The sequence below is a fragment of the Mycobacterium sp. 852002-51163_SCH5372311 genome (assembly GCF_001667115.1).
Classification (GTDB): domain Bacteria; phylum Actinomycetota; class Actinomycetes; order Mycobacteriales; family Mycobacteriaceae; genus Mycobacterium.
The window spans coordinates 1-25960 of sequence record NZ_LZIJ01000027.1 but is presented as its reverse complement, the minus strand read 5'-3'; the positions used below and the strand labels follow the sequence as shown (position 1 = coordinate 25960).

The following is a 25960-nucleotide window of genomic DNA, read 5'->3' as shown; positions in this document are numbered from 1 at the left end:
GATGCTGCGGGTGGTCGATCTGTCGAGTTCGCCGGATCCCGGCTTCGAGGTCCGCGCCGAGTCACCGCCCGGCGTCGTTGTTGCCGTCGGCTCGGTGGCTGACTTCGCGGACGCCGAATCCTGCTTGGAAGCAGCGTCTTTCACGCTGACCGAGGAGCCCTGCGCCGATCGCAGAGTGGTCACGGTCGACTCGTTGCCCGACGCACTGGCGGAGCTGACGCAGCGCTGTGAGCGCTGGCCGCATGCCAGCAGTGTGTGCGACGACGTATTGCGTACCGTCGACGCGAAAGCCGCAACGCTGGCCGGAGTCGTCGCCGAGTCCCTCGCCTACTCGACCCTGCAGGCGGGGCCGGAGTTCACGCGCTGGCTCGACGAACGCGGTCCGGCCCGTATGCCCGACATCGCCGAACCCGTGCAAGCCGAGCGTGAGGGCAATACCTTGCGAATCCGATTCAACCGGCCACAGCGTCACAACGCATTTTCCACCGACGCCCGCGCCGCGCTGCTGGACGCGCTCATAGTCGCGCAGCTGGACTCGTCGGTGACCGAAATCGTATTGAGCGGCAACGGTCCGTCGTTTTGCAGCGGCGGCGACCTCGCGGAATTCGGCACCTTCGCCGACCCGGCGAGCGCGCACCTGGCCCGTACCCGTCACAGCCCCGCGCTGGCGCTGGACGCCCTCACCGCCCGGCTCGGGCGGGCATGCCGCGCCGAGGTGCACGGCCGTGTTCTGGGCAGCGGGCTGGAGATGGCCGCGTTCTGCGGATGGATTGACGCACAGAGCGATTCGGTGTTCGGACTGCCGGAACTGGGTCTGGGGCTGATTCCCGGAGCCGGCGGCACCGTCAGCGTTACCCGCCGGATCGGTCGTTGGCGCACAGCTTATCTGGTGTTGTCGGGTCACACCATCGACAAACAGACCGCGCTCGCCTGGGGCCTGGTGGACGCTTGACTCAGTAACGGCGCTATCAGTAACGACGGTATCAGTACCGACGGTAGTAGTGCGTCGTCGTTGTAGAGGGGATATGGCTGTAGGTGCTGACACCAACCATGAACATCACGAGCATGAACACCAGGTAGCCGACAATCAGTACCGCGGCGACGATGGCGCTGATGATCGCCCACCTCTTCGCGTTGTTGGCCGCCGCCTGAGCTTCGGCGTACTGCCCCTGCATCCACAGCCCGGAGACCTTGGAGGAGTAGACGATCGACACGACTCCTGCGGGCAGACAGCAGAAGATCGTCGTCAATATCGCCCAGACCAGGTAGTTGTCCGGCGGTGGTCCACTCGGCCAACCAGGTTGTTGAGCCGGCCACCCCGGTTGCTGGCCCTGCCAACCGGGTTGCTGCCCCGGCCAACCCGGTTGCTGGCCTTGCCAACCCGGCGAACCGCCGTAGGGGTCTGGCGGGTAACTCATGGCCACTGCCTTCCTTCGGCTCGACAGATTCCGGCCGCCTCCCTGGCGCCAAGGTCAGGCAAATATACAGCACCCGCCGGCTGAGCCGCCGGGGTAACTGGGACGTAGACGATGCTCAGATTCCGCCCCGGGCCACCAATTGCCCGGCGATCACGTTGCGCTGGATCTCGTTGGTGCCTTCGCCGACGATCATCAACGGAGCATCGCGGAAGTAGCGTTCGACATCGTATTCGGTCGAATAACCGTAACCGCCATGGATTCGCACCGCGTTCAGGGCGATTTCCATTGCCACCTCCGAGGCGAACAGCTTGGCCATCCCGGCCTCCATGTCGCAGCGTTCGCCGCCGTCGTAACGCTCGGCGGCATAACGGGTCAGCTGACGGGCGGCAGTGAGCTTGGTCGCCATGTCGGCCAGGTAATTGCCGACGGCCTGATGCTGCCAAATCGGGCGGCCGAAGCTTTCCCGTTGCTGGGCATAGGCCAACGCGTCCTCCAAGGCTGCCGAGGCAACGCCGAGCGAGCGCGCAGCAACCTGGATGCGGCCGGTCTCGAGGCCCTTCATCATCTGCGAAAAGCCCTGTCCCATCACGCCACCCAGAATCGCCGACTCGGGAATGCGGTAGTCGTCGAAGGAAAGCTCACAGGATTCGACGCCCTTGTAGCCAAGCTTGGGCAAATCCCGCGACACCGTCAGTCCGGGTCCGTGCCCGACCAACGCGATCGAGATACCCCGATGACGCGGCGTGGCATTCGGATCGGTCTTGCACAGCACGGCGATCAGGCCGGAATGGCGCGCATTGCTGATCCAGGTCTTGGCACCGTTGATCGTCAATCCCCCGGAACCGTCGGGTAGCGCAGTAGTGGTCATGTTCTGCAAGTCGGAACCACCGCCTGGCTCGGTCAGGGCCATGGTGGCCCGCAGTTCGCCGGTTGCCATCGGCGGCAGATACGTCCGTCGCTGTTCCTCGGTGCCGAACAGCGTCAGCAGTTTGGCCACGACGGTGTGTCCGCCCATCGCGCCGGCCAGGCTCATCCAGCCGCGGGCCAGCTGTTCGGTGACCCGGACATAACACGGCATGGACACCGGCGATCCGCCGTACTCCTCGGGAATGGCCAGGCCGTAGATGCCGATCCGCTTCATCTGCTCGATCCACGCCTCGGGGTAGGTGTTGGCGTGCTCGACGTCGCGCACGGTCGGTTTCACGTCGCGATCGACGAATGCGCGCACGGTGGCAATCAGCATGTCTTCTTCGTCGTTCACCTGAGACCGCCCTCCCGCGTTGACCCTCGCTTCGACAGCCTGCCAGCATGTGGCGTTGTGACTGCGAATGGGTACGGGGGCGTGCGCGAGGGTGGGCCCTTCTTCGACGACCTGTCGATTGGCCAGGTGTTCGACTGGGCCCCTGCGGCCACGCTGTCGTCGGGATTGGCGGCCGCACACCAGGCCATCGTGGGCGATCGGATGCGGCTGGCACTCGATGCTCAGCTGTGCGCCGCCGTGACCGGTGCGCCGGGTCCGCTGGCGCATCCGGGACTGGTGTGCGACGTCGCGATCGGACAGTCGACGCTGGTCACCCAGCGGGTCAAAGCCAACCTGTTCTACCGCGGGCTCACGTTTCACCGGTTCCCCGTCATCGGAGACACCATCTATACCCGCACCGAAGTGGTTGGGCTACGGGCGAATTCGCCCAAGCCGGGACGGGCGCCCACGGGCCTGGCGGCGCTGCGCATGATCACCATCGACCAGGCCGACCGGTTGGTGCTCGACTTCTACCGCTGCGCGATGCTGCCCGCCGGCCCGGAGTTCGATCCGTCCGGTGCTCCCGCCGACGATCTGTCCGCCATCGGATCAGACCCGGTGATGCCGGCTTCTGATCCGACCGCGCAATGGGACGGCGAGGTGTTCCGAAACCGGGTGCCGGGACCGCACTTCGACACCGGGCTGGCGGGCGCGGTGCTGCACAGCACGGCCGACGTGGTCAGCGGCGCGCCAGAGTTGGCCCGTCTCACCCTGAACATCGCTGCGACACACCACGATTCGCGTGTCGGCGGCCAGCGGTTGGTCTACGGCGGGCACACCATCGGGCTGGCTCTGGCTCAGGCCAACCGGCTATTGCCGAATCTGGTGACGGTCCTGGGCTGGCAGTCCTGCGACCACACCGGCCCGGTGTACGAGGGCGACACGCTGTACAGCGAGTTGCACGTCGAGTCCGTCGAGGAGACGGCCGCCGGCGGGGTACTCGGACTGCGATCGGTGGTCTACGCGGTCAGCGGTTCGGCAGATCAGTCCGACCGGCAGGTGCTGGACTGGCGCTTTAGCGCGCTGCAGTTCTAAACGCTCCCCCGCACGAGCACAGCGAGCACAATGGGCGTCGTGAGTTGTGCGCTGGCAAGCTGGGGTAGCAGCGGGCTGGCCTATCTGACCGGTCTGCCCGACGGTCCACCCGACTTCTCCCGGGCCAACATGCTGAGTCACGCCGAACGGATCACCGCGGATGCGGCGAGCCTGCTCGCCGGGCGGGCCGGGTTGCTCGGACTGACCCGCGGCGGGCGGGTGTCGGCCGGTGGCGCCAGCCGGCTGCTGCAGACCCGGGACGGCTGGTGCGCGATCACCCTGTCCCGTCCTGACGACATCGCCGCCGTGCCCGCGTTGCTGCAAGTGGACGACGTACCCGACGATCCGTGGCCAGCGCTTGCCGCCTGGGCCGCAACGCGTTTCGTGTCGGATATCGTAGGGCGTGCGGCTCTGCTCGACATCCCGGCTGCTGCATTGGGTGAGGCTGCACCCACGTCGCCGCGGATTCGCCGCATGGGCGACCCGGTTCGCGGGCGTGGGCTGGCGGGTCTGCTGGTGGCCGACCTGTCCTCGATGTGGGCCGGCCCGTTGTGCGGGAAACTCCTGGCCCGCGCCGGAGCCACCGTCGTCAAAGTCGAAAGCCGTCGCCGTCCGGACGGCACCCGCGCCGGAAATCGTGCCTTCTTCGACTGGATCAACGGCGAAAAACTGTCCTATTGCCTGGATTTCGACGCACAGGTTGACGAGCTGCAGCAGTTGCTCACCGTCGCCGACATCGTGATCGAAGGTTCGCGGGCGGCGGCGCTCGCCAGACGCCGGCTCGGTCCCGACCACCTGATGCCGCGGGCGGGACGAATCTGGCTGCGGGTAACCGGATATGACAGCGAGTCGGGACGGCCGGCCTTCGGCGATGACGCCGCGGTAGCGGGCGGCTTGGTAGGCACCAGCGTCGACGGGCCCGTGTTCTGCGGCGACGCCGTCGCCGACCCGCTGACGGGGCTGGAGGCCATGTTGGCGGTGACCGAATCGCTGCGCAGGGGTGGCGGCGAATTGGTTCAGCTGGCCATGGCGGCGGTGGCCGCCCGCTATGCGGAGTTGCCGGCGGTGTCGTCCGTCTCGGCGTATCCGGCCCCACCACCGCGGCCACCGGCAGTGCGCAGGTCAGCGCCCGAGCTCGGCGCCGACGACGACACGGTTCGCCGCCTGGTTGCCGAAAGACGCTGTCTATCATGCTGATTCAAGGAGCTGCACTGCTCGACGGCAGAATGGTCGACATCCGGGTGGGCGCGCAGATCGAGGAGGTCGGCAGCGGGCTCAGTGCCGCGCCCGGAGAGGGTGTGCTCTACGCCGGCGGCGGTACCGTGCTACCCGGGCTGCACGATCATCATGTGCACGTGCGGTCCGCTGCTTCCGCGTTGGATTCGTTTTTCGTCGGACCACCCGGCGTAAGCACCAAAGACCAATTGGCACAACTATTGTCGAACGCCACACCCGGCCCCGACGGGTGGATCCGCGCGGTCGGGTATCACGAGTCGGTTGCCGGAGAGTTGGACCGCAACGCTCTTGACGCGGTGGTACCCAACATCCCGGTGCGCATTCAGCACCGCAGCGGCGCGCTCTGGATGCTCAATTCCGCTGCCCTGGGCCGAATCGGCATGACCGAGCATTCCGATGGACGTCTCCGCAGTGCCGACCCTGGCTGGTCAGACGCGGTGGAGCGGCGCGAAACCAACCTGGCGGAACTCAGCCGGCGGATCACCGCGGCCGGCGTCACCGGCGTCACCGACGCCACCCCCGACCTCGGCGCCGACGACATGGTCTCGCTGATGGTGGCGCACCGTCGCGGCGAGTTCCGGCCGCGGCTGCATTTCCTGTCACCGGGCAAGAAGATCCTGCAGGACGACCGTCTGGACCTGGACTCCTTGACGAATTGGATTGCCGAGCAACACCGTGCCGGCCGGCCGGTTGCCGTGCACTGCGTCACCGCGGCACAACTGGTAGTAACCATCGCCGCCCTGCGCGAGGCCGGAAGCCATCCGCTCGATCGCATCGAGCACGCGTCGGTTGTGCCGGACGACAACCTCAGCGACCTCGCCGACCTGCAGGTTACGGTGGTCACCCAGCCGAACTTCGTCGCCGAGCGCGGCGACCAGTATCTTGCCGACGTCCCCGCCGCCGAGCACGGTCAGCTCTGGCGGGTGGCGTCGTTGCTCAACGCGTCGGTGCCGGTCGCGCTGTCCACCGACAGGCCGTTCGGCCACGGCGACCCGTGGACCGCGATGCGTGCCGCGGTTTATCGCACCACGCTCAGTGGCGCAGTGCTCAGTGCCGACGAATGCGTATCGGCGCGAACGGCTTTGGAGATGTTTCTGGGCCGGCCCGATCAGCCGGGCCGCGCTCGGACCGTCGCACCCGGGCAGCCGGGCGACCTGTGTGTGCTGAACGAACCACCGGCGACGGTGCTGGCCGAGCTGGACGCCGGCATGGTGGCCGCCACGGTCATCGGCGGCCAGCTCATTTACTTCGCCATGTGACCGGCGATCAAACCGTAAGCGCGAGCCCGGACCGCAGGGCATCGCATTGGCTCGCAAAGAACCCCTGTGACACTTGGGCTTTCGGCGCCACCAGGTCGAACCCGTGGAAGACGCCCGGCACCACTTCGACCTCGCACGGTACGTCGGCGCTCTTCAGACGTTCGGCATAAGCGAGGTCCTCGTCATGGAAAAGATCGTTGTCGCCCACGCCGATCCAGGTGGGTGGCAGCCCCCTCAGGTCTTCGCGCCTGGCGGGGACGGCGACCACCGGGTCGGCAGTGCCGAGATACGCCGTCCAGCCGAACCGGTTGGCGCGCGCGTTCCACAGCCGGTAGTTCGGCTTGTCGGCAGCGTCACCACTGCGATCGTCCAGCATGGGATACACCAGTAGCTGGAATGCCGGCGTCACCTCGCCGCGGTCGCGGGCCAGCAGCGCCAGGGCTGCCGCCAAACCGCCGCCGGCACTGGCGCCGCCGATCGCCACTCGCCCGGGGTCAACCGCGGGCAGCGCGGCCAGCCAGGTCAGCACCGCGTAGCAGTCCTCCAGCGCCGCCGGATACGGATGTTCCGGTGCCAGACGGTATTCGACCGACGCGACGGTGATGCCCAGCCTCTTGCTGAAGCCGCGGCATACCCGGTCGTCCTGCCGTGCGGTCCCCATCACGAATCCGCCGCCGTGAATCCACAGCAGGGCGGGCGCCGGCCCGTCGACTCCGACCGGCCGGAACAGCCGCACGCCGGCCCCGGATTCCAGGGTGAGTACCTCGACATCGTCGGATGGTCCGCGACCGCGGATCCGCTCGCTCAAGACCCGAATCAGCGGCAATGTCCGCGGACCGACCAGTTGGCGTGGGGCGATGCGTGCGATGCGACGCAGGTCAGGGTGAACATCCATGTTGGAAGTGGTCGACACCGGTCCAGTATGCGGGCGGGCAGACCAAGCGTGGGACCCTGGTTCAGGTGGCCAAGGATCGGGTTGATCGGCAACGGATGCCGCGGTGGCGCAGTCCGCTGCGTGGACCCTGGCTGACGTCGGTGTTCGGACTGGTGTTGTTGGTGGCGTTGCCCATCATCTTCGTCACTGGCCTGCTGTCCTATTCGGCATATTCGCCCCAATTCGGTCAGGCCATCCCCGCCGACGTCGGCTGGCTGCGCCTGCCCGCGTTCACCTGGCCCACCCATCCGTCGTGGCTGTACCGGCTGACTCAGGGACTGCATGTCGGGCTGGGTCTGGTGATCATCCCGGTGGTCCTGGCCAAACTGTGGTCGGTGATCCCGCGGCTGTTCGTGTGGCCGCCGGCGCGCTCGGTCGCCCAGCTGCTGGAGCGGCTGTCGTTGGCGATGCTGGTCGGTGGAGTGCTGTTTCAGATCGTCACCGGTGTGCTCAACATTCAGTACGACTACATCTTCGGATTCAGCTTCTACGACGGCCACTACTTCGGGGCTTGGGTTTGCATCGCCGGGTTCCTGATGCACATCGCGCTCAAGATTCCGCACATGATCACCGGGTTGCGATCGCTGCCATTCCGAGAAGTGTTGCGTACCAACGTCGCCGACACCCGTCCACAGCCGCTGGACCCCGCCGGTCTGGTGGCCGCCGAGCCGGCCGAACCGACGATGAGCAGGCGCGGTGCACTGGCACTGGTCGGCTCCGGGGTGCTGCTGATCGGGTTACTCACCGTCGGGCAGACGCTCGGTGGTGCCGCCCGCAGCACCGCCCTGTTGCTGCCGCGGGGGCGGGGCCGCGATTTCCCGGTCAACAAGACGGCTGTGGCCGCCGGCATCGCGCCGGAGAACGTCGGCGCGGACTGGAGGTTGACGCTGCGCGGCGGGCCGTCGGAGGTGGTACTCGATCGCGGGATGCTGTGCGCGCTTCCGCAACGCACCGTGAGGCTGCCGATCGCCTGCGTGGAAGGGTGGTCGACGGTTCAGAGCTGGACCGGGGTTCCGCTGGTCGAGCTGGCCCGCGTGGCCGGTGTGCGGTCACCGCGATCGGCCCGGGTGACGTCGCTGCAAAGAGGTGGCGCCTTCGGCCGAGCGATGCTGCAAGCCAACCAGATCGGTGACCCCGATGCGCTGCTGGCCTTGCGTGTGAACGGCGCCGACCTGCCGATCGACCATGGCTATCCGGCCCGGGTGATCGTTCCCGCGCTGCCCGGTGTACACAACACCAAGTGGGTCGCATCGATCGCGTTCGAGGCGTGAAATGCCAAGGCTGCGAAAGCATTTTGCTCGTCACTACGGATCCCATCCGTTGCATCTGCTGACCATGGTTGCTGGGTTCGCCCTGTTTGGCTATGTGTTGGTCACCTTCAAGCCCGGCACGCTGTGGAATCCGGGCAGCTGGTGGCAGTCGATCATCGTATGGTTCGCCGCCGCGGTCATCGTCCACGATCTGCTGCTGTTCCCGCTCTATGCGCTGGCCGACCGGATAATGGAATCGCGGCTGCGTCGGCTCCCGCCACATCGCCACCCGAAAGTGCTCGCCCGCAACCACATTCGGATTCCCGCCCTGGCGGCCGGACTGACGTTGCTGATCTTTCTGCCCGGGATCATCCAGCAGGGCGCTCCCACCTATCTGGCCGCTACCGGAGAGACCCAGCAGCCGTTTCTCGGCAGGTGGCTCCTGCTCACCGCACTCATGTTCGCCACCAGCGCGATCGCCTACGCGGCGCGGCTTGCCGTGGCGCGCCGGAAGGGCGCCGGGAGTGTCCAGGCCGCGATCCGAGCGCCCAAGAGCGAATAGGCCAATAGCGTAAAGCTCGACAAATGCTTCCATGGCAAACCGCATAGGCGACCAAATTTTCGTCGACGCAGATTTGGTGCCCACAAACGCGGTTGCCGCCATCCGCGTAGGGGTACGCTCCCAACCATGACGGCGACGGGACCGCGCATGAAACCCTGTGTGAGATGGTTGCTGCGGGCCCGGCCTGCCGACTATATGCTGGCCCTAAGCGTTGCGGGGGCTTCGCTGCCGGTCGTGGGCAAGCGCCTTGAACCGCTTGGCACAATCACCGCAATCAGCGTCTGGGGAGCCCGGCACGCGCCCGAATTCGCGGCTGCGGCGGCGCGTGGCTGGCTGACTCCGGGCGTCAAGGACGTCAAGGAAGACCGCCGCCGCGACCGCGAAAGCACCCACGAGGTCTCCGTCACGGCGTTGCGTGGTGTCGTCTCGTCGGCGGACCTGGACGCCGAATGGCCCACTGCGGAACGCACGCCGCCGATCTGGGAGGCGCTACGGCAGCGTCGGCACCTCTACCGTCGCGGCGTCCACTACGGCGACAGCCCGGCCCAGATGCTCGACGTCTGGCGCCGCCAGGATCTGCCCACCGAACCCGCACCGGTGCTGATCTTCGTCCCGGGCGGTGCCTGGGTACACGGCAGCCGCACCCTGCAGGGGTCCGCATTGATATCGCGACTGGCGGAGCAGGGTTGGGTCTGCCTGGCGATCGACTACCGCGTCTCGCCGCACCACCGCTGGCCGCGCCACATCGCAGACGTCAAGACCGCGATCGCGTGGGCACGCGCCAACGTCGACAAGTTCGGCGGTGACCGCAATTTCATTGCGGTGGCAGGTTGTTCGGCCGGAGGCCACCTGTCTGCGCTGGCCGGGCTCACCGGTAACGACCCCGCTTTCCAGGCCGCGCTGCCCGAAGGTGCGGACAGCTCAGTGGACGCGGTGGTGGGCATCTACGGCCGCTACGACTGGGAAGACCGCTCCACACCGGAGCGCGTCAGGTTCGTCGACTTCCTGGAGCGGGTGGTGGTGAGGCGGTCGATCGCCCGACACCCGGAAGTGTTCCGCGCCGCGTCGCCGATCGCCCGCGTGCACCGAAATGCACCGCCGTTCTTGGTGATTCACGGAAGCAAGGACACCGTGATCCCGGTGGAGCAGGCCCGCAGCTTCGTCGACCGGCTGCGTTCGGTTTCCAGCTCGCTGGTCAGCTATGTCGAGCTGCCGGGGGCCGGTCACGGCTTCGACCTGCTCGACGGTTCCCGTGCGGGTGCGATGGCACACACGACGGCTCTGTTCCTCAATCAGGTGTATCGCAACCGCACGCAGTTCGCGAAACGGGTTATCTGAGCGCCAGCCGATTGTAAGGTCGCCGTATGAGTAGGGGCCTGCGGTGAAACGGCTCAGCGGGTGGGACGCGGTACTGCTGTACAGCGAGACGCCCAATGTGCACATGCACACCATCAAAGTGGCCGTGATCGAACTCGACGAGGACCATCGCGGCTTCGGCATCGACGCGTTCCGTCAGGTCATCGCCAGCCGGATGGACAAGCTGGTGCCGTTGGGCTATCAGCTGGTCGACGTGCCGCTGAAGTTCCACCACCCGATGTGGCGGGAGAACTGCGAAGTCGATTTCGAATACCACATCCGGCCCTGGCGGCTGGCCGCGCCCGGTGGCCGTCGGGAACTCGACGAGGCGATCGGACAGATCGCCAGCACGCCGCTGGACCGTGCCTACCCGTTGTGGGAGATGTACTTCGTGGAGGGTCTGGCCAACCACCGGATCGCCGTGGTGGTTAAGATCCACCACGCGCTTGCCGACGGCGTGGCGTCGGCGAACCTGATGGCGCACGGCATGGACCTGATGCCCACACCTCAGAGTGGCTCGTACACGCCCGATCCAGCGCCCAGTAAGCGGGAGTTGATGACTTCGGCGTTCGTGGACCATCTGCGGCACATCGGGCGCCTCCCCGCCACGATCCGCTACACCGCGGAAGGCGTTGGCCGAGTGCGGCGCAGCTCGCGCAAGTTTTCGCCGGAGCTGACCCGGCCATTCACCCCGCCGCCGACCTTCATGAACCACATGCTCACCCCGGAACGCCGATTCGCTACCGCCACACTGGCTTTCGCCGATGTCAAGGCGACCGGCAAGAAGCTCGGCGCGACCATCAACGACATGGTGCTGGCCATGTCGAGCGGCGCGCTGCGCACCCTGCTGTTGCGGTACGACGGCAAGGCCGAACCGCTGCTGGCGTCGGTCCCGGTGGCCTACGACTTCTCGCCTGAGCGGATCTCCGGAAACCGGTTCAGCGGAATGATGGTGGCGTTGCCGACCGATTGCGACGACCCGCTGGAACGAGTGCGTTACGCCCACGAGAACGCGGTGTTCGCCAAGGAAAGCCATCAGTTGTTGGGGCCGGAGCTGATCAGCCGCTGGGCGGCCTATTGGCCTCCGGTGACGACGGAAGCCATGTTCCGGTGGATGTCGAGCCGCGATGGGCAGAACAAGGTGCTGAACCTGAATATCTCGAACGTCCCCGGTCCCCGTGAACGCGGGAGAGTGGGCGGTGCGCTGGTCACCGAGATCTATTCGGTGGGCCCGTTGACCGCCGGCAGCGGCCTGAATATCACAGTGTGGAGTTACGTCGACCAGCTCAACATCTCGGTGCTGTCTGACGGTTGCACCGTCAAGGACCCGCATGAGGTGACCGATGCCATGGTCGCAGACTTTGTCGAAATACGCAGGGCTGCTGGGCTTTCCGAAGAACTGACGGTCGTCGAGGCCGCCATGGCTCAAGCTTGATGCCGGTTTACATTGACCGGCCGGTTCGTCACGCAAGCAGACCGTTACCATCTGCACTGTGAGCGACGAAGCGAACACTGATTCCGAGGTCCTGGTCGAGCAGCGGGACCGGATCCTGATCATCACCATCAACCGGCCCAAAGCCAAGAACGCGGTCAACGCGGCGGTGAGCCGCGCCTTGGCCGACGCGATGGACCGCCTCGACGGCGACAACGGCCTTTCGGTGGGAATCCTGACCGGTGCGGGCGGCTCGTTCTGCGCGGGTATGGATCTCAAGGCGTTCGCCCGCGGCGAGAACGTCGTCGTCGAGGGCCGCGGCATGGGCTTCACAGAACGTCCACCCGCCAAGCCGCTGATCGCGGCGGTGGAGGGGTACGCGCTGGCCGGCGGGACCGAGCTGGCGCTGGCCACCGACCTCATCGTGGCGGCCAAGGACTCCGCGTTCGGCATTCCGGAGGTGAAGCGTGGCCTGGTGGCCGGCGGTGGGGGACTGCTGCGGCTGCCGGAGCGGATCCCCTACGCCATTGCCATGGAATTGGCGCTGACCGGTGACAATCTGTCTGCCGAGCGCGCCCACGAGCTGGGCTTGGTCAACGTCCTGGCCGAGCCCGGGTCGGCGCTGGACGCGGCGATCGCGCTGGCGGAAAAGATCACCGCAAACGGGCCGCTGGCGGTGGCGGCCACCAAGCGGATCATCGTCGAATCCCGCGGCTGGAGCCCGGAGACCAGGTTCGCGGAGCAGATCAAGATCCTGGCCCCGATCTTCATGTCCAACGACGCCAAGGAGGGCGCGATCGCGTTCGCCGAGAAGCGTCCGCCGCGCTGGACAGGGACGTAGGCCGGAAGGTTCCTTCCAAACCGTCCGATCCCGCATCGTGTCGGGGGCCTGTGGCATACTCGAACGCATGTTCGAAGGATCACGGATCGGACGCAGGCGCAGATCCTGGCGCCGAACTGTTCGGTGTGCGCAAGGGCGCTGATGCATCCACTGCTGCAGCGATTGCGTAGGGCGGCGTGGTCCGGCCGGACTCCTGACCGCGGACCGGTGGCCGAGTTGCGCCGCCACGACCGCGACAACGCGACGGACTATGTGGCCACGCTGCGGGCCCGGCTGGAGGAGCAGGGCGACCCGGCGCGCGCCGGTGAGCGGTTGGGGGTGCACGAGAACACCGTGCGTTACCAGCCTGCGCAAGATGGCCGAGATAACCAACCTGCCCCTGGACGACGCCAAGAAACGGCTGGCGATGATGATAGAACTCGCAGCCACCGACGCCGATTTACCAGGGGCGCTGTCGTAGCTCGACAAAGCGCGGCAGCGTGGTTGTCTGGCTGCGGTAAAGCTTGTGGCGGCCGCTCAGACCATCATGGAGATTGCCGAGTCAGGGCCAGGTTTCCGTTACGGCCGGTTTCCGGCCGATCTTGCAATAGCTCAAATACACACCAACGCTCCCGAGGGAAACGTGCGATGTCCACCTCAGACTCCGAGCATCAACGGACCGCCGACCGTCGGCCAGATGATGACACCGTGATGGAGACGACCTCCACCGCGTCCTTGCCGAGGAAGCTGTTCGTGCGGCTGTTTGGTCGTAACCCGCTGGTACGCGCCACAGACCGGGTGGAGGCACTGGTTTTCGTGTTATGCGTTGCGGTGCTCCTGATTGCTGTGCCTATCGGTGCCGCCGTGGGCACCGCTGTCTATGATTCTCGAACCCGCATCTATGCCGAGCAGGTCCAAACTCGCCACCCGGTGACCGCGACAGTCACTGGGGATAGTCACCCTCGTCGGGACGTTGAAAGCCCAACAGTGACGATTCCTGCCCGATGGTTTGCCGCCGGGGCCGAGCGCACCGGCGACGTCACTGCGCCGCTGACAGCCAAGATTGGTGACGACATTCAGATTTGGGTAGATGACGAAGGTGTCTCGGTACCCGCACCGGTAAACACCGCCCGCGACGCGGCAGTGACCTTCGGAATAGCGACCTGGTGGGCCATAACCGTCTTGGCCTTGGGCTTATTCGCGCGTGCACGTATCACCCTTGACCGACTCCGCTACGACCAATGGCAACAGAGCTTCAACCGCCTTGTCGAGCGATAAGACAGCGCCGCCCACTCATATCTACTCTCCCAACCGAATTGCCCCTGGGATTGGGTTTCCGACAGATATGAAGCGCGCTCTCGCCGGTCACGCCGTCGTGGCTTCGCGGCAACAGCGCGTTGTCGGGGCGCGACAATGCTCCACAGCGCCGTTGTCGGTTTTCGGCAAACGCCGTGGCGCCCGCGAATGCCACAATGGATTTAGAAGGGTTGGCGCACCTGGCAAGTACTCCGGTCGGCTATCGGCCGAACAGATCACCACCGGAAAATAGCCTCCCAGCCAAGTTCGATCCGCTGCGCAAGATCGGCCACCGGCACTCCCGATCCCCGCGGGCATGCACCGCGGCGAACATTGGCCCACAACGTGTCCCCGAGTCGTCAGCGGCTGCCTGCGTTGGCCTGCCCCTGACGACTCTCACTCGACAAACGAAAGGACATACTCAAAATGACTACCACCGAACGCATCTGGATGTCGCGACAGGACTACACGCGGCTGCACAGTGAGCTTGCCGCGCTGCGCTCGCGGCGCAGTATTGAAGTTCCCGACGACTTCATGGATTACGACGCGAATCTCACCGCAGGGTATCCAGCGCGACGAGCACGCATCCGCGAGATTCAGGATCTGCTGACCAATGCTGTCGTCGGTGAGAGTCCCGCTGTCCGCCGCATCGCCGAACCGGGCATGGTTCTCACCATCCGCTACGACGACTCCGGTCAGACTGAAACCTTCTTGCTCGGAAGGCGTTTCGGCGTGGGCGCCGACGTCCCGGTCTACTCGACGCTGTCACCGCTGGGCCACGCGATTGCCGGCGCACGTCCTGGCGAGCAGCGTATCTACTCACTTCCCAACGAGAGCGGACGGCTGGTGACGCTGCTCGAGGCCGTCCCCTACGCGATGCATGTGGCGAAAAGCCCCAGGTCGCAGCATGGTGTCGCGGCCCGACTGTAATCGCCAGGACCGCAGAGCATTACCAACAGACAGCGTCCCGAAACGAACCGCGCCGACAACATCGCGTCATGCCGGAACTCGCGACGTCAGCTCACTTACCACGTTCATGAAAGGAATAGTGATGACCAGCACACAGCGCGTGTGGGTCTCGCCGCAAGCCTACGAGCGCTTACAAAGGGAACTGGCCACCCTTCGGGTGTTGCATACCAGTGCAACCGCTGATGGCAACTCCGACGACAACGCCACCGCTGTCCACCGCGCGTGGCAGGCAAGGATCCAACAGATTCATAATCTGTTGGTCAATGCCGTCGCCGGCGAGGATCCGCCCGACGACGGGGTCGCCGAACCGGGCATGGTTTTGACGATCCGTTACGACGACACCGGCGACATCGAGACCTTCCTCCTGGGTGTGCGCGGCGCCGAATACGGCGATATTGAGGTCTACTCCAACCAATCCCCGCTAGGCGCCGCCATCGAAGGCGCCCGCCCCGGTGAGCGGCGCACCTACACCCTGCCCAGCGGCGTCGCCCTCACCGTCACACTCCTGAAAGCCGTGCCCTACGGCGTTCACACAGCCGCAGTGCAGTAACGGCGACCCGCAGAAACCCGGACAGCCACAGAACAAAACAATTAGAAAGATTTCGCCCATGATGTCAACGATTAACAACTGCCGCGGCACCGACACCTACACGCGACAGCTTGCACCCAATGGTTCGGTGCCAGTCGATCACGCCGGCATGTCGCTGCACACCCATTTCCAGCCGGAGATCACCATCGTCGAGGTGCGGGGCGCGGTCGACGCCTACAACGCCGAGCGGCTAAGTGACCGGATCGATGACTTGGCCACTCGTCACCGACCGCTAATCGTTGACCTTCGCGGTGTGGACTTCTTTGGCAGCGACGGCTTTCGAGGGCTAGTCAAGATCGCCGAGACCTGTCAACGTGAGGGCGTACGGTGGGCGTTGGTGGCTAGCCGTGCTGTGGATCGGCTGCTACATACCGACGATGGTGACCACGGGTTCCCCGTCGCGGCTTCGCTGGAGGAGGCCCGACAGCAACTCAGACCCGATAGCCAGGCATGGTCGCGCAAAGTCCTTGGCATGGACAAGCTCACCGATCGACTGAAGTCGATACTGACGCAACATGTCCCGTCGAACGTCCCGGATAAGCAGATCAACCGTTGGGAAGGGGAGGGCGGCGCGCTGTATACGCCCAAGCCGCGGGGGGACTCACCCGCCATAGTCGCCGCACTGCCGATGTCACTTACCTTGCGGACATAAACGCTGTCGTGTGACTACAACGGCTCGTGGTCGGGTAGTCGCGTTACGGCGAACGCAGCCACCGGGATTCACACCAGAATGGAATTGTAAGCGGGGTTCTTACCCCGAGGGGGTAATGAACCGTGTGCGAACTCGGCTCAACGCCAGGAAGGCAGAAACAAGCATGTTAACAACCGCTGAGCACGTTAGTGTCCCACGAGTACAGCGATCGACAATCGCATCCTTACGGCTGCGATTGAAATCCGCACACCGGACGTGTGGCTTCGTCCAAGGAGCCTGGTGGCCATGGTCAGCGAGGCTGGCCGCCGAACTTCCATCACTCCTTGGCGCCTTGTCGTTGCGGTTTGGACCGGTTGATCGGGTGCGCTATCACCAAGACGATTGGTCACCGACGCCGTCGAGCCTGAAACACGAAGGCGGCGAGGTGATCCTCGACGCCAGCCAAGACGCGCCAAGCGTCATCACAGTCTTCGGTAAGCAGTTCGGAAGACTTGCTCTTCTGGTAGTGCCCCCATACACGAGCTTCGACGACGCGAACACTGCGATGACACGAGCGGCGACCGTCGGCAATGTTTGCACACCCAACCAGCTACTCGGACTCAGCGCAGACAGCGGCGAGGACCGATACCACGCTCCAATCACGCGGCAGCGGAGGGAAAGAGGAGCCCTTCGATGGTCATGCAGAGGGCCACGATTGTGACATGGGACGAGAAGCAAAGGAGTAACGATGATCCCGACGGTAGAAGCTGGGCCGGGTAGCCGGCGTGATGGTCGGTGTGCACTGGAGCGTGCTCGCCACCGCCGTGCTGGTGGTCGCCGGTTTGTCGACGCATTTGAGCCGGATCGTCCCCGGATCTGCATGGGGCGCATACGTTCTGGCTGCTCCCCCGGATCCACGTAGCCCTCAAGGAGACAAGCGCTGCGGTGCGCGATGGATGTGTCGCCGCGAACAGCGCCGCTTGCGCGAACGCCCCGTCGAACGCGACGAGGACCGCTTCACTGCTCCCGAGATCGTCCAACACGGCGGTGATACTGTCGGCCCATTGCTCCAAGGTCGGCATTGCCTCCGGCGTGACAGGATCCGGGGCTCTTGTACCGGGCTGGTCGAAGAAGATGAGTCGCCTCGCAGAAGTCTAAGCCGCTTCGAGCAATAAGCCGCCCGATCAACCCGTCAGGTACCGCTGTACGGTCGGGCCCAGCCAGGTGACCAGATCCTCGATGCTGGTCGACGCCATCGGCTCGATCTTCAGCTGGTAGCGCGCGAACGCCAGCCCGGCCAGATGACTGGCCACCAGCTCGACCCGCAGCTCGGCATCCGTCACGCCGAACTCCGTGGCCACCCGCTCGGCCATCGGGCCGGCGAGGCTGTCGTGCAACACCTTTCGCGCCTGTGGGTGGATGGCTGCCGAGCGCCATAGCGTCAGCAGTGGCTCATATGCGGCACCTTCGTCCCAGTGCTCGAGGAAGCGGCGCACCAGCCGCGGGCCGATGTCCTCGGTGCCGTCGTCGAGCAGCGTGGCCAGATGATGCAGCGGGTGCTCGGGTCCGGTCAGCGCCGACGCGGTGAACAGCCCTTCCTTGCTGCCGAAGAAGTAGTAGACCATCGCGACGTCCACCCCGGCGTCGCCGGCGATGGCGCGGATGGTGGCCCGCTCGTACCCGTCGTGCATGAAGCGTTCGCGCGCCGCGTCGATGATCCGCTGCCTGCTCTGCTGACCGGTGCGCCAGCGGCCGCTGCGCCGCCCCTCTGACATGCACCAAAGCATACTTCAACGACCGTTGACCATTGCCATCACGCAGGAGTACATTCCATTCTTGAACGGAGGTTGAAGAAAATGGTTACCAACACGCATGAACGACGACTTTGGTGGCGGCACCTGCTCTCGATCCTGGTAGCTCCAGTCACCATGACGCTCGTCATTCCCGCGCTCATCGTGATCCCAGACGGCGTGCGGCTACCGGACCTGGGCTCGCCCACGTCGATCGCGCTGGCGACGGTCGGCGCCCTGTTGATCGCCGCCGGGCTGGCTCTGATGGTCTGGACAATCGTCCTGTTCGACCGGATCGGCAAAGGCACGCTCGGGGTGGGCCCGGTGCTCGGAGAGCCGGTCCACCTGGTCGTTCGCGGCCCATACCGGCACGTCCGGAACCCGATGATCACCGGAGTGCTCTGCGTCCTGCTGGGGGAGGCGGCGCTCACCGCGTCGGGCTGGCTGCTCGCCTGGTTCGCGATCTTTTTCGCCGTACTCGCGACAGTGATCCGGTTCTGGGAAGAGCCGCATCTCGTGCAGCGCTACGGAGCCGGATACGTCGAGTACCGGCGCAACGTGCCCCGCTGGATTCCCCGAATGTCGCCCTGGCGGTGACCGGCGGCGGTAACGGCCCTCGGTATCATGGGTTACACTACGGCCTAGATTTGTAAAGGCTGGAATCCGAGAAAGATCGAGGATGAGCGTTTCGTTGCTGCTCGAGATGGCGACGTCGAGCAACCCCGATCGCACGGCTGTCGTCGATGGCGACTTGCGGTTGACTACGCAGCAGCTCAGCGACCTCGCCGACGGCGGCGCGGGTGTCATCGCGGGTTCCAATGCTCGCCACGTCGCCTACGTCGGCATCGGCGGTGCGATGTTGCCGGTACTGATATTCGCCGCGGCGCGGGCCGGTCTGGCCTTCACCCCGATCAATTACCGGCTGTCCGCCGAGGGCATCCAGAGCCTGGTCCGGCGGTTGCCCGAGCCGCTGGTGATTGTCGACAGCCGTTATCGCGAAATGCTCGGCGGCGCGGCGCGGCGGGTGATGCTCTCCGACGAATTCTTGACCGCTGCGCGCAGCGTCGATCCGGTCGCCGAATTCCCCGACCCCGATGCCGTGGCCATTGTGCTGTTCACTTCGGGCACCACATCGCAACCCAAGGCCGTCGAGCTCTCGCACAACAATCTGACCAGCTATGTCACCGGCACAGTCGAATTCGAGTCGGCCGATCCCACAGACGCCGCGCTGATCTGCGTGCCGCCGTACCACATCGCCGGCGTCGGCGCCGCGCTGTCGAACCTGTACGCCGGCCGAAAGATGGTGTATCTGCCCAATTTCGATGCGCAGGAATGGGTCTCGCTGATCAACGCCGAGCACGTGACCACCGCGACTGTGGTGCCCACCATGCTGGACCGCATCGTGAGCGTGCTGGAGAGTGGCCGGCATGAACTGCCCTCGCTGCGCAACCTGGCCTACGGCGGCTCGAAGGTGGGCCTGCCACTGGTCCGCCGGGCGCTGGAGCTGTTGCCAAACGTGGGCTTTGTCAACGCGTATGGCCTTACCGAGACGAGCTCGACGATCGCCGTGCTCACCCCCGACGACCACCGCGCCGCCCTGGCCGCGGTGTCGTCGGGGGATTCCGCCGTCGCCAAGCGCCTCGGATCGGTGGGGCAGCCGGTGCCCGGGATCGAGCTGCAAATCCGCGGCGAGGACGGGACCATCCTCGGCCCGGGCCAGAGCGGCGAGCTGTTCGTGCGCGGTGAGCAGGTGTCGGGCCGCTACACCGGGATCGGTTCGGTGCTGGACGAAAACGGTTGGTTCCCAACGAGAGACATCGCCGTCCTCGATGCCGACGGCTACCTTTTCATCGGCGGACGCAGCGACGACACCATCATCCGCGGCGGCGAGAACATCGCGCCCGCGGAGCTCGAGGAAGTTCTGGTCGAGCACCCGCAGGTGCGCGATGTCGCCGTGGTCGGTGTCGAGGATCCGCAGTGGGGACAGGCGATCGTCGCGGTGGTGGTTCCGGCCGACGGTGTCGAGCCCGACGCCGACGAACTGCGCGAGTACGTCCGCGAGAGCTTGCGCGGATCGCGCACCCCGGACCGGGTAGTGTTTCGCCACGAGCTGCCAACTACCGCTACCGGCAAGGTACTTCGCCGGGAGATCATCGAAGAGCTAGAAGGACTAACCGCATGATCAAGAACGGAACCCGTTTGGCCAGCCAGGTCTGCGACACGCAGGTGATCGTGGTCAGAAGCGCCGACAGCCTTGACGACCTGCGCTGCGGCGGAGCCCCGATGGTCGAGATCGGCGGCGAGCGGAAGGGCGAACTCGACCCTGCCTTCGCCGACGGCACCATCATGGGGAAGCGTTACGTCGACGAAACCGGAGCCGAGGTGCTGGTGACCAAGCCCGGCGCCGGAAGCCTGAGCGTCGGCCAGACCGCGCTGCAACTCAAAGAGGTCAAGCCGCTGCCGGCCAGCGACTGATCGCCCGCCTAGCCGGCGGCCGTCCCGGCAGGAACCTGCCGTGAGACGAATTCCCTTGCCTTGATCAGGAATTCGAGCTGTTCGCTAACCTGGCGCAGCGGGATCACGCTGCGCGTCGAGCGGCACAACACTATTGCGCCCTCCATCGCGGAGATCGACATCACCGCAAGCGACGCGGCATCCGCCTCGCTAAAGCCTTCGGCGACGAACGCGCGCGTCATCGCGGTACACCAACGGCCCAGGATGACGCCCGCCTCGGCGGACAGCTCCGGTTCGTCGTCGGCGCCGCAGCCGATCGCCGCGGCGACCACGGGGCAGCCGGCGTTGAAGTCGCCGTCGATCAGCAGGCGCTCCCAGTACTTGACGTACTCGCGCAGCAGGACCTTGGCGCCCCGGTCGACGGCCTCGTCGATGGTGGCGGTGATGGAGTCACCGGAGTACCGCAGCGCTTCGGCAAGGATCTGGATGCGGCCCTCGGGAAAGTGGTAGTACACCGAGCCGCGAGGCGCGCCGCTGCGGGCGAGCACCTCGTCGATCGTGACGCCGGCCGCGCCGCGTTCCCGCATCACCTCGGCGGCGCTGATCAGCATCTTCGTGCGGGTGTCGCATCGCCTTGCCGATGCAGCACTCTTCGGCGGCCTCATGCAGCGTGAGAGTGTCGCAGGGCCGGCCAGTGCGCATTGCGGCGGTTGAACCAGGACGGCCGCCGCCGCAGGTCAGGCATCTCGCGCGTGAATTGATAGCCGGCGACGTTGAGTTCAAGAATCCACATTAGCTACTCCCGGCGGGTGCTGCTCTTATGCGCCGGAGTTTCTCGCCGACCCATAATTATGCTAGATAGCATATGAGACAACCATCTAGTAAGCAAGTCCATTCCAGATTAACGGTGCGTGTACTGCGGAGAACCGGATCGAGGCCGAGCGCGTGAGATCCGGGCCACCCGCGGATTCCGGTCCGCGGTATGAGGTATTGCATATTGGCTATGGCTGCGTTTGACTGACCCGATGACCTTGGAAACCGTGACCCTCGAGCGGGACGGGCATGTCCTGCTGATCGGACTCAACCGTGCGCACAAACGCAATTCGTTCAACCGGGCGATGTTGGCCGACCTGGCCCGCGCGTACGCGTTGCTCGAATCCGACGACTCGGTGCGCGCCGGTGTGCTGTTCGCGCACGGTGACCACTTCACCGCCGGTCTGGATCTCGTCGACGTCGCACCGGCCATCGCGGCTGGTGAGCGGCCGGTTCCGGAAGACGGCCGCGACCCGTGGCGACTGGACGGGCCGTGGACCACGCCGCTGGTGGCGGTCGCGCACGGTTGGTGCATGACGCTGGGCATCGAGCTGCTGTTGGCCGCCGATATCCGCGTCGCCGCCGCCGGCACCCGGTTCACGCAACTCGAAGTGCAGCGCGGCATCTACCCGTTCGGCGGCGCGACGATCCGCCTGCCCCGCGACGCCGGCTGGGGCAACGCCATGCGCTGGCTGCTCACCGGCGACGAGTTCGACGCCGCCGAGGCACACCGCATCGGCCTGGTGCAGGAGGTGGCCGACGATGCGTCCGCAGCGCTGGCCCGGGCCCGCGAAATAGCGCATACCATCGCCGACCGCGCGGCGCCGCTGGGCGTTCGGGCCACGCTGGCGTCGGCGCACACGGCACGCGACCAGGGCGAGGCTGCCGCGATCGAGCGGCTGGTCCCGGCCATTAGCGAGCTGTTCGGCAGTCAGGACGCCGCCGAGGGCGTGCAGTCGTTCGTCGAACGACGGCAGGCCCGTTTCCAGGGTCGCTAGCTGTCCAGCGTGTAACCCATCGGCATCAGCACGCTCTTCTGCTGGGTGAAGTGCTCGACGCCCTCCGGGCCGTTCTCGCGGCCGATGCCGGAATTCTTGTAGCCGCCGAAGGGACAGCAGGGATCGAACGCATACCAGTTGATGGCGTAGGTCCCGGTGCGAATCTTCTCCGAGATCTCGATGCCGCGCGGCACATCGGCGGTCCACACGCTGCCGGCCAGCCCGTACACCGAATCGTTGGCGATCTTGATCGCGTCGTCCTCGGTGTCATACGGGATGATGCTCAGCACCGGCCCGAAGATCTCCTCCTGGGCGATCGTCATCTTGTTGTCGACGTCGGCGAAGACGGTGGGCTGCACGAAGAAGCCGTTGTCCAGCCCCTCGGGACGGCCGCCGCCGCACACCAGCCGGGCGCCCTCCTCGATGCCCTTGGCTATGTATCCCTCGACCCGGGCGCGTTGCTTCTCCGAGATCAGCGAACCGATCTGGGCGGCCGCGTCGGACGGCGGCCCGACCGGCAGCGCCTGCACGAAATTGCTTACCGCATCGACGATCTCGTCGTAACGCGAACGGGGCGCCAGGATGCGGGTCTGGCCGACGCAGGCCTGACCGGTGTTCATGATCCCGGAGAACACGAGCATCGGGACCGCCGCGGCCAGGTCGACGTCGTCGAGCACGATCGCGGCCGATTTCCCGCCGAGCTCCAGCGTGCACGGCTTCAGCATTTCGGCGGCACGGCGGCCGATCTCCTTGCCGACGCCCGAACTGCCGGTGAAGGTGAACAGGTCGACGTCGCGGTTCGATGTCAGTGCCTGTCCGGTCTCGATCCCGCCGGGCACCACGGACAGCACGCCCTCGGGCAGGCCCGCTTCGGCGAACACCTCAGCCAAAGCATTTGCGGTCAGCGGTGTTTCGGCGGCCGGCTTGAGCACCACCGTGCAGCCGGCCAGCAACGCCGGACCCAGCTTGTTGACCGCCAAGAACAGCGGCACGTTCCATGCGATGATCGCGCCGACCACACCGATCGGCTCACGATGGACGATGGTCTGCCCGTAGGCGCCGTTGCGGATCTCCCGCCACTTCACCTGGTCGACCGCGGGCCCGGCGAAGAAGTTCATCGCGCCGATCGAACCCATCCAGTGCATCGTCTCGATGGTGGTCGGCGGCTGACCCGTCTCGTCGGCGAGCAGCTTGGCGAACAGCGGCTTGCGCTCCTCCAGCAACTTGACGGCATTCGCGATGACGGCCGCGCGTTCCTTCGGCGGCGTCGAGGGCCAGGGGCCGGTGTCGAAGGCGGCGCGGGCCGCGGCAACCGCGGCGTCCACGTCGGCCGCCGCTGCCAGCGGCACCTTGCCGACGTACTCGCCGGTCGCCGGGCAGTGCACCTCGATGACCTCGGACGTCGACGGCTCCGCCCACTTGCCGCCGATGAAAAGTTTGTCGTATTCCGTCGTTTGGCTGTCGGTCATATACGCGGCTCCTCCTCGTTGCTCCGCGCGGCATCGTCGCCGGCGGTCATGGCGCCACCCTACCCAAGGCAAAGCGAAATTAGAACATGTTCCATTATCGCGGCTGGAGCACCAGCACGAGATTGCTGACCAGGAACTCCCGCAGCACCGGCACCGCGGTCAGCCACCATGCCCATCGCGGGTGGTAGCGCGGAAATGCAGCGATCGCCGCGCCGGTGGCGGCGGCCCAGTTCAAGCCGTCGGCCACCGACACCGCGAATAACGACGACCCGTAGTTGTTCTTTGCTGGATAACCGTGCTTGCGCGCATAGCGGGCGGCGGCGCGGTATCCACCGAGGTAGTGGCTCAGGCCCATTTCGTGCCCACCGAAGGGTCCCAGCCAGACCGTGTACGACAGCACCGCCAGCCCGCCCGGCCGGGTGACCCGCAGCATCTCGTCGCCCAGCTGCCAGGGCCGCGGCACGTGCTCGGCGACGTTGGACGACAAGCAGATGTCCACCGAGCTGTCGGCGAAGGGCAGCGCCACGCCCGATGCCCGGACGAACATGCCTGAGCCGCGGGGTCTGGCCGGTCCGCTCGCATGCATCTCGTTCGGGTCCGGTTCGACACCGATGTATCGGATGCCGGCGTCGGCGAAGGCGCTCCCGAAGTAGCCCGGGCCGCCGCCGACGTCGAGCAGCGTGCGGCCAACGGGCGACTCACCGTGGGTGGCCTGCCAGAGATCCCCGACCATGGTCGCGGTGTCGGCGGCCAGTGCGCCGTAGAAGCGCGCCGGGTCCGGCTGTTCATAGCGGAATTCGGACAGCAGTCGCAACGAGCGGGCCAGCGTCGCCCGCCGCGCGAAAATGTCGGTCGCCGCCACTCGCCACACCCTACGGCCGTTACCGGTTAGGCTGACGACTTATGTCTGACCTGCGCTCGGTACTGCTGCTGTGCTGGCGCGATACCGGTCATCCACAGGGCGGCGGCAGCGAGACCTACCTACAGCGCATCGGTGCTCAACTGGCCGCCTCCGGCATCGAGGTCACCTTGCGCACCGCGCGCTATCCGGGCGCGCCGCGACGTGAAGTCGTTGACGGGGTGCGCATCAGCCGGGCCGGTGGGCGGTACTCGGTGTACATCTGGGCGCTGGTGGCGATGGTGGCCGCCCGATTCCGGCTCGGGCCACTGCGACGAGTGCGGCCCGATCTGGTCGTCGATACCCAGAACGGCTTGCCCTTCCTTGCCGGGCTGGTGTACGGCCGACGGGTGGTGGTGCTGGTGCACCACTGTCACCGCGAGCAATGGCCGGTAGCCGGCCCGGTGATCGCCAGGGTCGGCTGGTACGTCGAGTCGACGCTGTCGCCGTGGCTGCACCGGCACAACCAATACCTGACGGTGTCGCTGCCATCGGCGCGCGATCTGGTCGCGCTGGGGGTGGGCAACGAGCGGATCGCGGTGGTACGCAACGGCCTTGACGAGGCACCGGCGCGAACCTTGTCCGGACCGCGTGCCGCAGCGCCCCGGGTGGTCGTGCTCTCGCGACTGGTGCCGCACAAGCAGATCGAGGACGCGCTGGAAGCCGTCGCGGAGCTGCGGCCGCGCATTTCGGGTCTGCATCTCGACATCGTCGGCGACGGCTGGTGGCGGCAGCGACTCGTCGACCACGTCCAGCGGCTCGGCATCGGCGACGCGGTGACATTCCACGGCCACGTCGACGATGTGACCAAACACCATGTGCTGCAAAGCGCATGGGTGCACGTGCTGCCCTCGCGCAAGGAGGGCTGGGCTCTCGCGGTGGTCGAGGCGGGCCAGCACCGCGTGCCCACCATCGGCTACCGCTCCTCGGGCGGATTGTCCGACTCGATCGTCGACGGCGTGACCGGGGTGTTGGTGGACGATCGCACCCAGCTGGTGGACCGGCTCGAACAACTGCTGTCCGACCCGGTGTTGCGAGACCAGCTCGGCACCAAGGCGCAGACGCGCAGCGCCGAATTCTCCTGGCGGCAAAGCGCCGACGCGATGCGCAGTGTCCTGGAAGCCGCGCGAGCCGGTGACTTCGTCAGCGGCGTGATGTAGTTCGCCGAGAAGACGCAAAATCCCCAGTTTCGGTACGAACTCGGGCTGTTGCGGAATTGGCGGTTCCGTCCCCGCGGCGACATCCGTTGTCTCACCGTTGGGTGTGAAGCCAGGGCGTTGGGTGTGAAGCCAGGGCGTTGGGTGTGAAGCCAGGGCGGAGATCCGCGCCGATTCCCGCCGTCACTTCACGCGCAACGCCGTCAGTTCACGCGCAACGCCCTGGCTTCACGCGCAACGCCGTCAGCTCACGCTCAAGGGCAGGCGATGCGCCGACCGCGTGCCCCCTAATGG

At 66.1% G+C, this 25960-nt stretch carries 26 protein-coding genes and 1 pseudogene; 20 read left to right on the top strand and 7 right to left on the bottom strand.

Features of this window, described 5'->3' with window-relative positions; translation table 11 throughout:
• Position 1 precedes the first annotated feature (1 nt).
• Complete coding sequence (locus A5791_RS03815) at positions 2 to 952, top strand: enoyl-CoA hydratase/isomerase family protein (protein WP_067231341.1); 951 nt, start codon at positions 2 to 4, stop codon at positions 950 to 952.
• A gap of 31 nt (positions 953 to 983) precedes the next feature.
• Here the strand turns inward: A5791_RS03815 and A5791_RS03810 are convergent, their stop codons facing one another.
• Positions 984 to 1418 carry a CD225/dispanin family protein gene (locus A5791_RS03810; RefSeq protein ID WP_067231338.1) on the bottom strand — a complete coding sequence of 145 codons (435 nt, stop codon included), beginning with the start codon at positions 1416 to 1418 and terminating at the stop codon, positions 984 to 986.
• 115 nt (positions 1419 to 1533) lie between these two features.
• Positions 1534 to 2679, bottom strand: a complete 1146-nt coding sequence (locus tag A5791_RS03805) for an acyl-CoA dehydrogenase family protein (protein ID WP_067231333.1) — start codon at positions 2677 to 2679, stop codon at positions 1534 to 1536.
• A 57-nt stretch (positions 2680 to 2736) separates the two neighbouring features.
• On the opposite strand from A5791_RS03805, the gene A5791_RS03800 reads away from it, so the two are divergent.
• From A5791_RS03800 to A5791_RS03790, 3 genes are read left to right on the top strand one after another with little or no spacing between them, the layout of a single operon-like run.
• On the top strand, positions 2737 to 3753 hold the full coding sequence (locus A5791_RS03800) for a MaoC family dehydratase (RefSeq protein WP_067231329.1): 1017 nt from the start codon (positions 2737 to 2739) through the stop codon (positions 3751 to 3753).
• 30 nt (positions 3754 to 3783) lie between these two features.
• Complete coding sequence (locus A5791_RS03795) at positions 3784 to 4950, top strand: CoA transferase (protein ID WP_067231326.1); 1167 nt, start codon at positions 3784 to 3786, stop codon at positions 4948 to 4950.
• Positions 4944 to 6248, top strand: coding sequence for an amidohydrolase family protein (locus A5791_RS03790; RefSeq protein WP_067231322.1), 1305 nt, complete (start codon positions 4944 to 4946; stop codon positions 6246 to 6248). The genes A5791_RS03795 and A5791_RS03790 overlap by 7 nt, the downstream gene beginning before the upstream one ends.
• Before the next feature lie 7 nt (positions 6249 to 6255).
• Here A5791_RS03790 and A5791_RS03785 read toward each other — a convergent pair whose 3' ends face one another.
• A complete protein-coding gene (locus A5791_RS03785; RefSeq protein WP_067231319.1) occupies positions 6256 to 7143 on the bottom strand; it encodes an alpha/beta hydrolase in 888 nt (295 codons plus the stop codon).
• A gap of 95 nt (positions 7144 to 7238) precedes the next feature.
• Here A5791_RS03785 and A5791_RS03780 point away from each other — a divergent pair, with 95 nt between their 5' ends.
• The 11 genes and pseudogenes from A5791_RS03780 to A5791_RS27015 all read left to right on the top strand — a co-directional run bounded on the left by A5791_RS03780 (position 7239) and on the right by A5791_RS27015 (position 16808).
• The gene (locus tag A5791_RS03780; RefSeq protein WP_067231315.1) at positions 7239 to 8453 is read left to right on the top strand and encodes a molybdopterin-dependent oxidoreductase; all 1215 of its coding nucleotides are present in this window, start codon (positions 7239 to 7241) and stop codon (positions 8451 to 8453) included.
• A 1-nt stretch (position 8454) separates the two neighbouring features.
• On the top strand, positions 8455 to 8994 hold the full coding sequence (locus A5791_RS03775) for a hypothetical protein (RefSeq protein ID WP_067231312.1): 540 nt from the start codon (positions 8455 to 8457) through the stop codon (positions 8992 to 8994).
• Positions 8995 to 9120: 126 nt separating this feature from the next.
• Positions 9121 to 10332 (top strand): alpha/beta hydrolase, encoded by a 1212-nt coding sequence (locus A5791_RS03770; protein WP_067231309.1) that lies wholly within the window; start codon positions 9121 to 9123, stop codon positions 10330 to 10332.
• A gap of 43 nt (positions 10333 to 10375) precedes the next feature.
• Positions 10376 to 11785 carry a wax ester/triacylglycerol synthase family O-acyltransferase gene (locus A5791_RS03765; protein ID WP_067231304.1) on the top strand — a complete coding sequence of 470 codons (1410 nt, stop codon included), beginning with the start codon at positions 10376 to 10378 and terminating at the stop codon, positions 11783 to 11785.
• A 58-nt stretch (positions 11786 to 11843) separates the two neighbouring features.
• The gene (locus A5791_RS03760) at positions 11844 to 12623 is read left to right on the top strand and encodes a crotonase/enoyl-CoA hydratase family protein (protein ID WP_067231301.1); all 780 of its coding nucleotides are present in this window, start codon (positions 11844 to 11846) and stop codon (positions 12621 to 12623) included.
• A gap of 150 nt (positions 12624 to 12773) precedes the next feature.
• Positions 12774 to 13083: pseudogene (locus tag A5791_RS25775) on the top strand (helix-turn-helix domain-containing protein); the annotation flags it as partial.
• 230 nt (positions 13084 to 13313) lie between these two features.
• Positions 13314 to 13880 (top strand): hypothetical protein, encoded by a 567-nt coding sequence (locus tag A5791_RS03755; protein ID WP_067231495.1) that lies wholly within the window; start codon positions 13314 to 13316, stop codon positions 13878 to 13880.
• 444 nt (positions 13881 to 14324) lie between these two features.
• Positions 14325 to 14828 (top strand): GreA/GreB family elongation factor, encoded by a 504-nt coding sequence (locus tag A5791_RS03750; protein ID WP_067231298.1) that lies wholly within the window; start codon positions 14325 to 14327, stop codon positions 14826 to 14828.
• 121 nt (positions 14829 to 14949) lie between these two features.
• Positions 14950 to 15417 (top strand): GreA/GreB family elongation factor, encoded by a 468-nt coding sequence (locus A5791_RS03745; RefSeq protein ID WP_067231293.1) that lies wholly within the window; start codon positions 14950 to 14952, stop codon positions 15415 to 15417.
• Between the two features lie 58 nt (positions 15418 to 15475).
• On the top strand, positions 15476 to 16108 hold the full coding sequence (locus tag A5791_RS03740) for an STAS domain-containing protein (RefSeq protein WP_067231289.1): 633 nt from the start codon (positions 15476 to 15478) through the stop codon (positions 16106 to 16108).
• Positions 16109 to 16223: 115 nt separating this feature from the next.
• Positions 16224 to 16808 carry a DUF5994 family protein gene (locus tag A5791_RS27015; protein ID WP_369828012.1) on the top strand — a complete coding sequence of 195 codons (585 nt, stop codon included), beginning with the start codon at positions 16224 to 16226 and terminating at the stop codon, positions 16806 to 16808.
• Positions 16809 to 17271: 463 nt separating this feature from the next.
• Here the strand turns inward: A5791_RS27015 and A5791_RS03730 are convergent, their stop codons facing one another.
• Positions 17272 to 17862: a TetR family transcriptional regulator gene (locus A5791_RS03730; RefSeq protein WP_067231282.1), complete on the bottom strand. Its 591-nt coding sequence runs from the start codon at positions 17860 to 17862 to the stop codon at positions 17272 to 17274.
• Between the two features lie 81 nt (positions 17863 to 17943).
• Here A5791_RS03730 and A5791_RS03725 point away from each other — a divergent pair, with 81 nt between their 5' ends.
• From A5791_RS03725 to A5791_RS03715, 3 genes are all read left to right on the top strand, one after another.
• Positions 17944 to 18474: an isoprenylcysteine carboxylmethyltransferase family protein gene (locus tag A5791_RS03725; RefSeq protein WP_067231278.1), complete on the top strand. Its 531-nt coding sequence runs from the start codon at positions 17944 to 17946 to the stop codon at positions 18472 to 18474.
• Positions 18475 to 18556: 82 nt separating this feature from the next.
• Positions 18557 to 20059 (top strand): class I adenylate-forming enzyme family protein, encoded by a 1503-nt coding sequence (locus A5791_RS03720; protein WP_067231274.1) that lies wholly within the window; start codon positions 18557 to 18559, stop codon positions 20057 to 20059.
• Entirely contained in the window at positions 20056 to 20352 is a 297-nt protein-coding gene (locus tag A5791_RS03715) for a hypothetical protein (RefSeq protein ID WP_067231271.1), read from the top strand. The genes A5791_RS03720 and A5791_RS03715 overlap by 4 nt, the downstream gene beginning before the upstream one ends.
• Before the next feature lie 8 nt (positions 20353 to 20360).
• Here the strand turns inward: A5791_RS03715 and A5791_RS03710 are convergent, their stop codons facing one another.
• A complete protein-coding gene (locus A5791_RS03710; protein ID WP_067231267.1) occupies positions 20361 to 20996 on the bottom strand; it encodes a TetR/AcrR family transcriptional regulator in 636 nt (211 codons plus the stop codon).
• 360 nt (positions 20997 to 21356) lie between these two features.
• Here A5791_RS03710 and A5791_RS03705 point away from each other — a divergent pair, with 360 nt between their 5' ends.
• Positions 21357 to 22142 carry a crotonase/enoyl-CoA hydratase family protein gene (locus A5791_RS03705; RefSeq protein WP_156660977.1) on the top strand — a complete coding sequence of 262 codons (786 nt, stop codon included), beginning with the start codon at positions 21357 to 21359 and terminating at the stop codon, positions 22140 to 22142.
• On the opposite strand, the gene A5791_RS03700 is transcribed toward A5791_RS03705, so the two are convergent.
• Together A5791_RS03700 and A5791_RS03695 are read right to left on the bottom strand one after the other, a co-directional pair.
• Positions 22139 to 23611, bottom strand: a complete 1473-nt coding sequence (locus A5791_RS03700; RefSeq protein WP_067231260.1) for an aldehyde dehydrogenase — start codon at positions 23609 to 23611, stop codon at positions 22139 to 22141. The two genes, A5791_RS03705 and A5791_RS03700, sit on opposite strands and share 4 nt — an antisense overlap.
• A 94-nt stretch (positions 23612 to 23705) precedes the next feature.
• Positions 23706 to 24473, bottom strand: coding sequence for a class I SAM-dependent methyltransferase (locus A5791_RS03695; protein ID WP_067231256.1), 768 nt, complete (start codon positions 24471 to 24473; stop codon positions 23706 to 23708).
• Positions 24474 to 24514: 41 nt separating this feature from the next.
• Between A5791_RS03695 and A5791_RS03690 the strand changes: the two genes are divergently transcribed.
• The gene (locus A5791_RS03690) at positions 24515 to 25669 is read left to right on the top strand and encodes a glycosyltransferase family 4 protein (RefSeq protein WP_067231253.1); all 1155 of its coding nucleotides are present in this window, start codon (positions 24515 to 24517) and stop codon (positions 25667 to 25669) included.
• Positions 25670 to 25960 lie beyond the last annotated feature (291 nt).

Coding starts and splice junctions, on each gene's coding strand:
- A5791_RS03810 (WP_067231338.1), bottom strand. CDS start 1,418: ATGAGTTACCCGCCAGACCCCTACGGCGGTTCGCCGGGTTGGCAAGGC.
- A5791_RS03740 (WP_067231289.1), top strand. CDS start 15,476: ATGATGTCAACGATTAACAACTGCCGCGGCACCGACACCTACACGCGA.
- A5791_RS03705 (WP_156660977.1), top strand. CDS start 21,357: ATGACCTTGGAAACCGTGACCCTCGAGCGGGACGGGCATGTCCTGCTG.
- A5791_RS03700 (WP_067231260.1), bottom strand. CDS start 23,611: ATGACCGACAGCCAAACGACGGAATACGACAAACTTTTCATCGGCGGC.
- A5791_RS03725 (WP_067231278.1), top strand. CDS start 17,944: ATGGTTACCAACACGCATGAACGACGACTTTGGTGGCGGCACCTGCTC.
- A5791_RS03770 (WP_067231309.1), top strand. CDS start 9,121: ATGACGGCGACGGGACCGCGCATGAAACCCTGTGTGAGATGGTTGCTG.
- A5791_RS03720 (WP_067231274.1), top strand. CDS start 18,557: ATGAGCGTTTCGTTGCTGCTCGAGATGGCGACGTCGAGCAACCCCGAT.
- A5791_RS03750 (WP_067231298.1), top strand. CDS start 14,325: ATGACTACCACCGAACGCATCTGGATGTCGCGACAGGACTACACGCGG.
- A5791_RS03790 (WP_067231322.1), top strand. CDS start 4,944: ATGCTGATTCAAGGAGCTGCACTGCTCGACGGCAGAATGGTCGACATC.
- A5791_RS03755 (WP_067231495.1), top strand. CDS start 13,314: ATGGAGACGACCTCCACCGCGTCCTTGCCGAGGAAGCTGTTCGTGCGG.
- A5791_RS03775 (WP_067231312.1), top strand. CDS start 8,455: ATGCCAAGGCTGCGAAAGCATTTTGCTCGTCACTACGGATCCCATCCG.
- A5791_RS03690 (WP_067231253.1), top strand. CDS start 24,515: ATGTCTGACCTGCGCTCGGTACTGCTGCTGTGCTGGCGCGATACCGGT.
- A5791_RS03715 (WP_067231271.1), top strand. CDS start 20,056: ATGATCAAGAACGGAACCCGTTTGGCCAGCCAGGTCTGCGACACGCAG.
- A5791_RS03710 (WP_067231267.1), bottom strand. CDS start 20,996: ATGAGGCCGCCGAAGAGTGCTGCATCGGCAAGGCGATGCGACACCCGC.
- A5791_RS03815 (WP_067231341.1), top strand. CDS start 2: ATGCTGCGGGTGGTCGATCTGTCGAGTTCGCCGGATCCCGGCTTCGAG.
- A5791_RS03785 (WP_067231319.1), bottom strand. CDS start 7,143: ATGGATGTTCACCCTGACCTGCGTCGCATCGCACGCATCGCCCCACGC.
- A5791_RS27015 (WP_369828012.1), top strand. CDS start 16,224: ATGAACCGTGTGCGAACTCGGCTCAACGCCAGGAAGGCAGAAACAAGC.
- A5791_RS03745 (WP_067231293.1), top strand. CDS start 14,950: ATGACCAGCACACAGCGCGTGTGGGTCTCGCCGCAAGCCTACGAGCGC.
- A5791_RS03730 (WP_067231282.1), bottom strand. CDS start 17,862: ATGTCAGAGGGGCGGCGCAGCGGCCGCTGGCGCACCGGTCAGCAGAGC.
- A5791_RS03780 (WP_067231315.1), top strand. CDS start 7,239: ATGCCGCGGTGGCGCAGTCCGCTGCGTGGACCCTGGCTGACGTCGGTG.
- A5791_RS03795 (WP_067231326.1), top strand. CDS start 3,784: ATGGGCGTCGTGAGTTGTGCGCTGGCAAGCTGGGGTAGCAGCGGGCTG.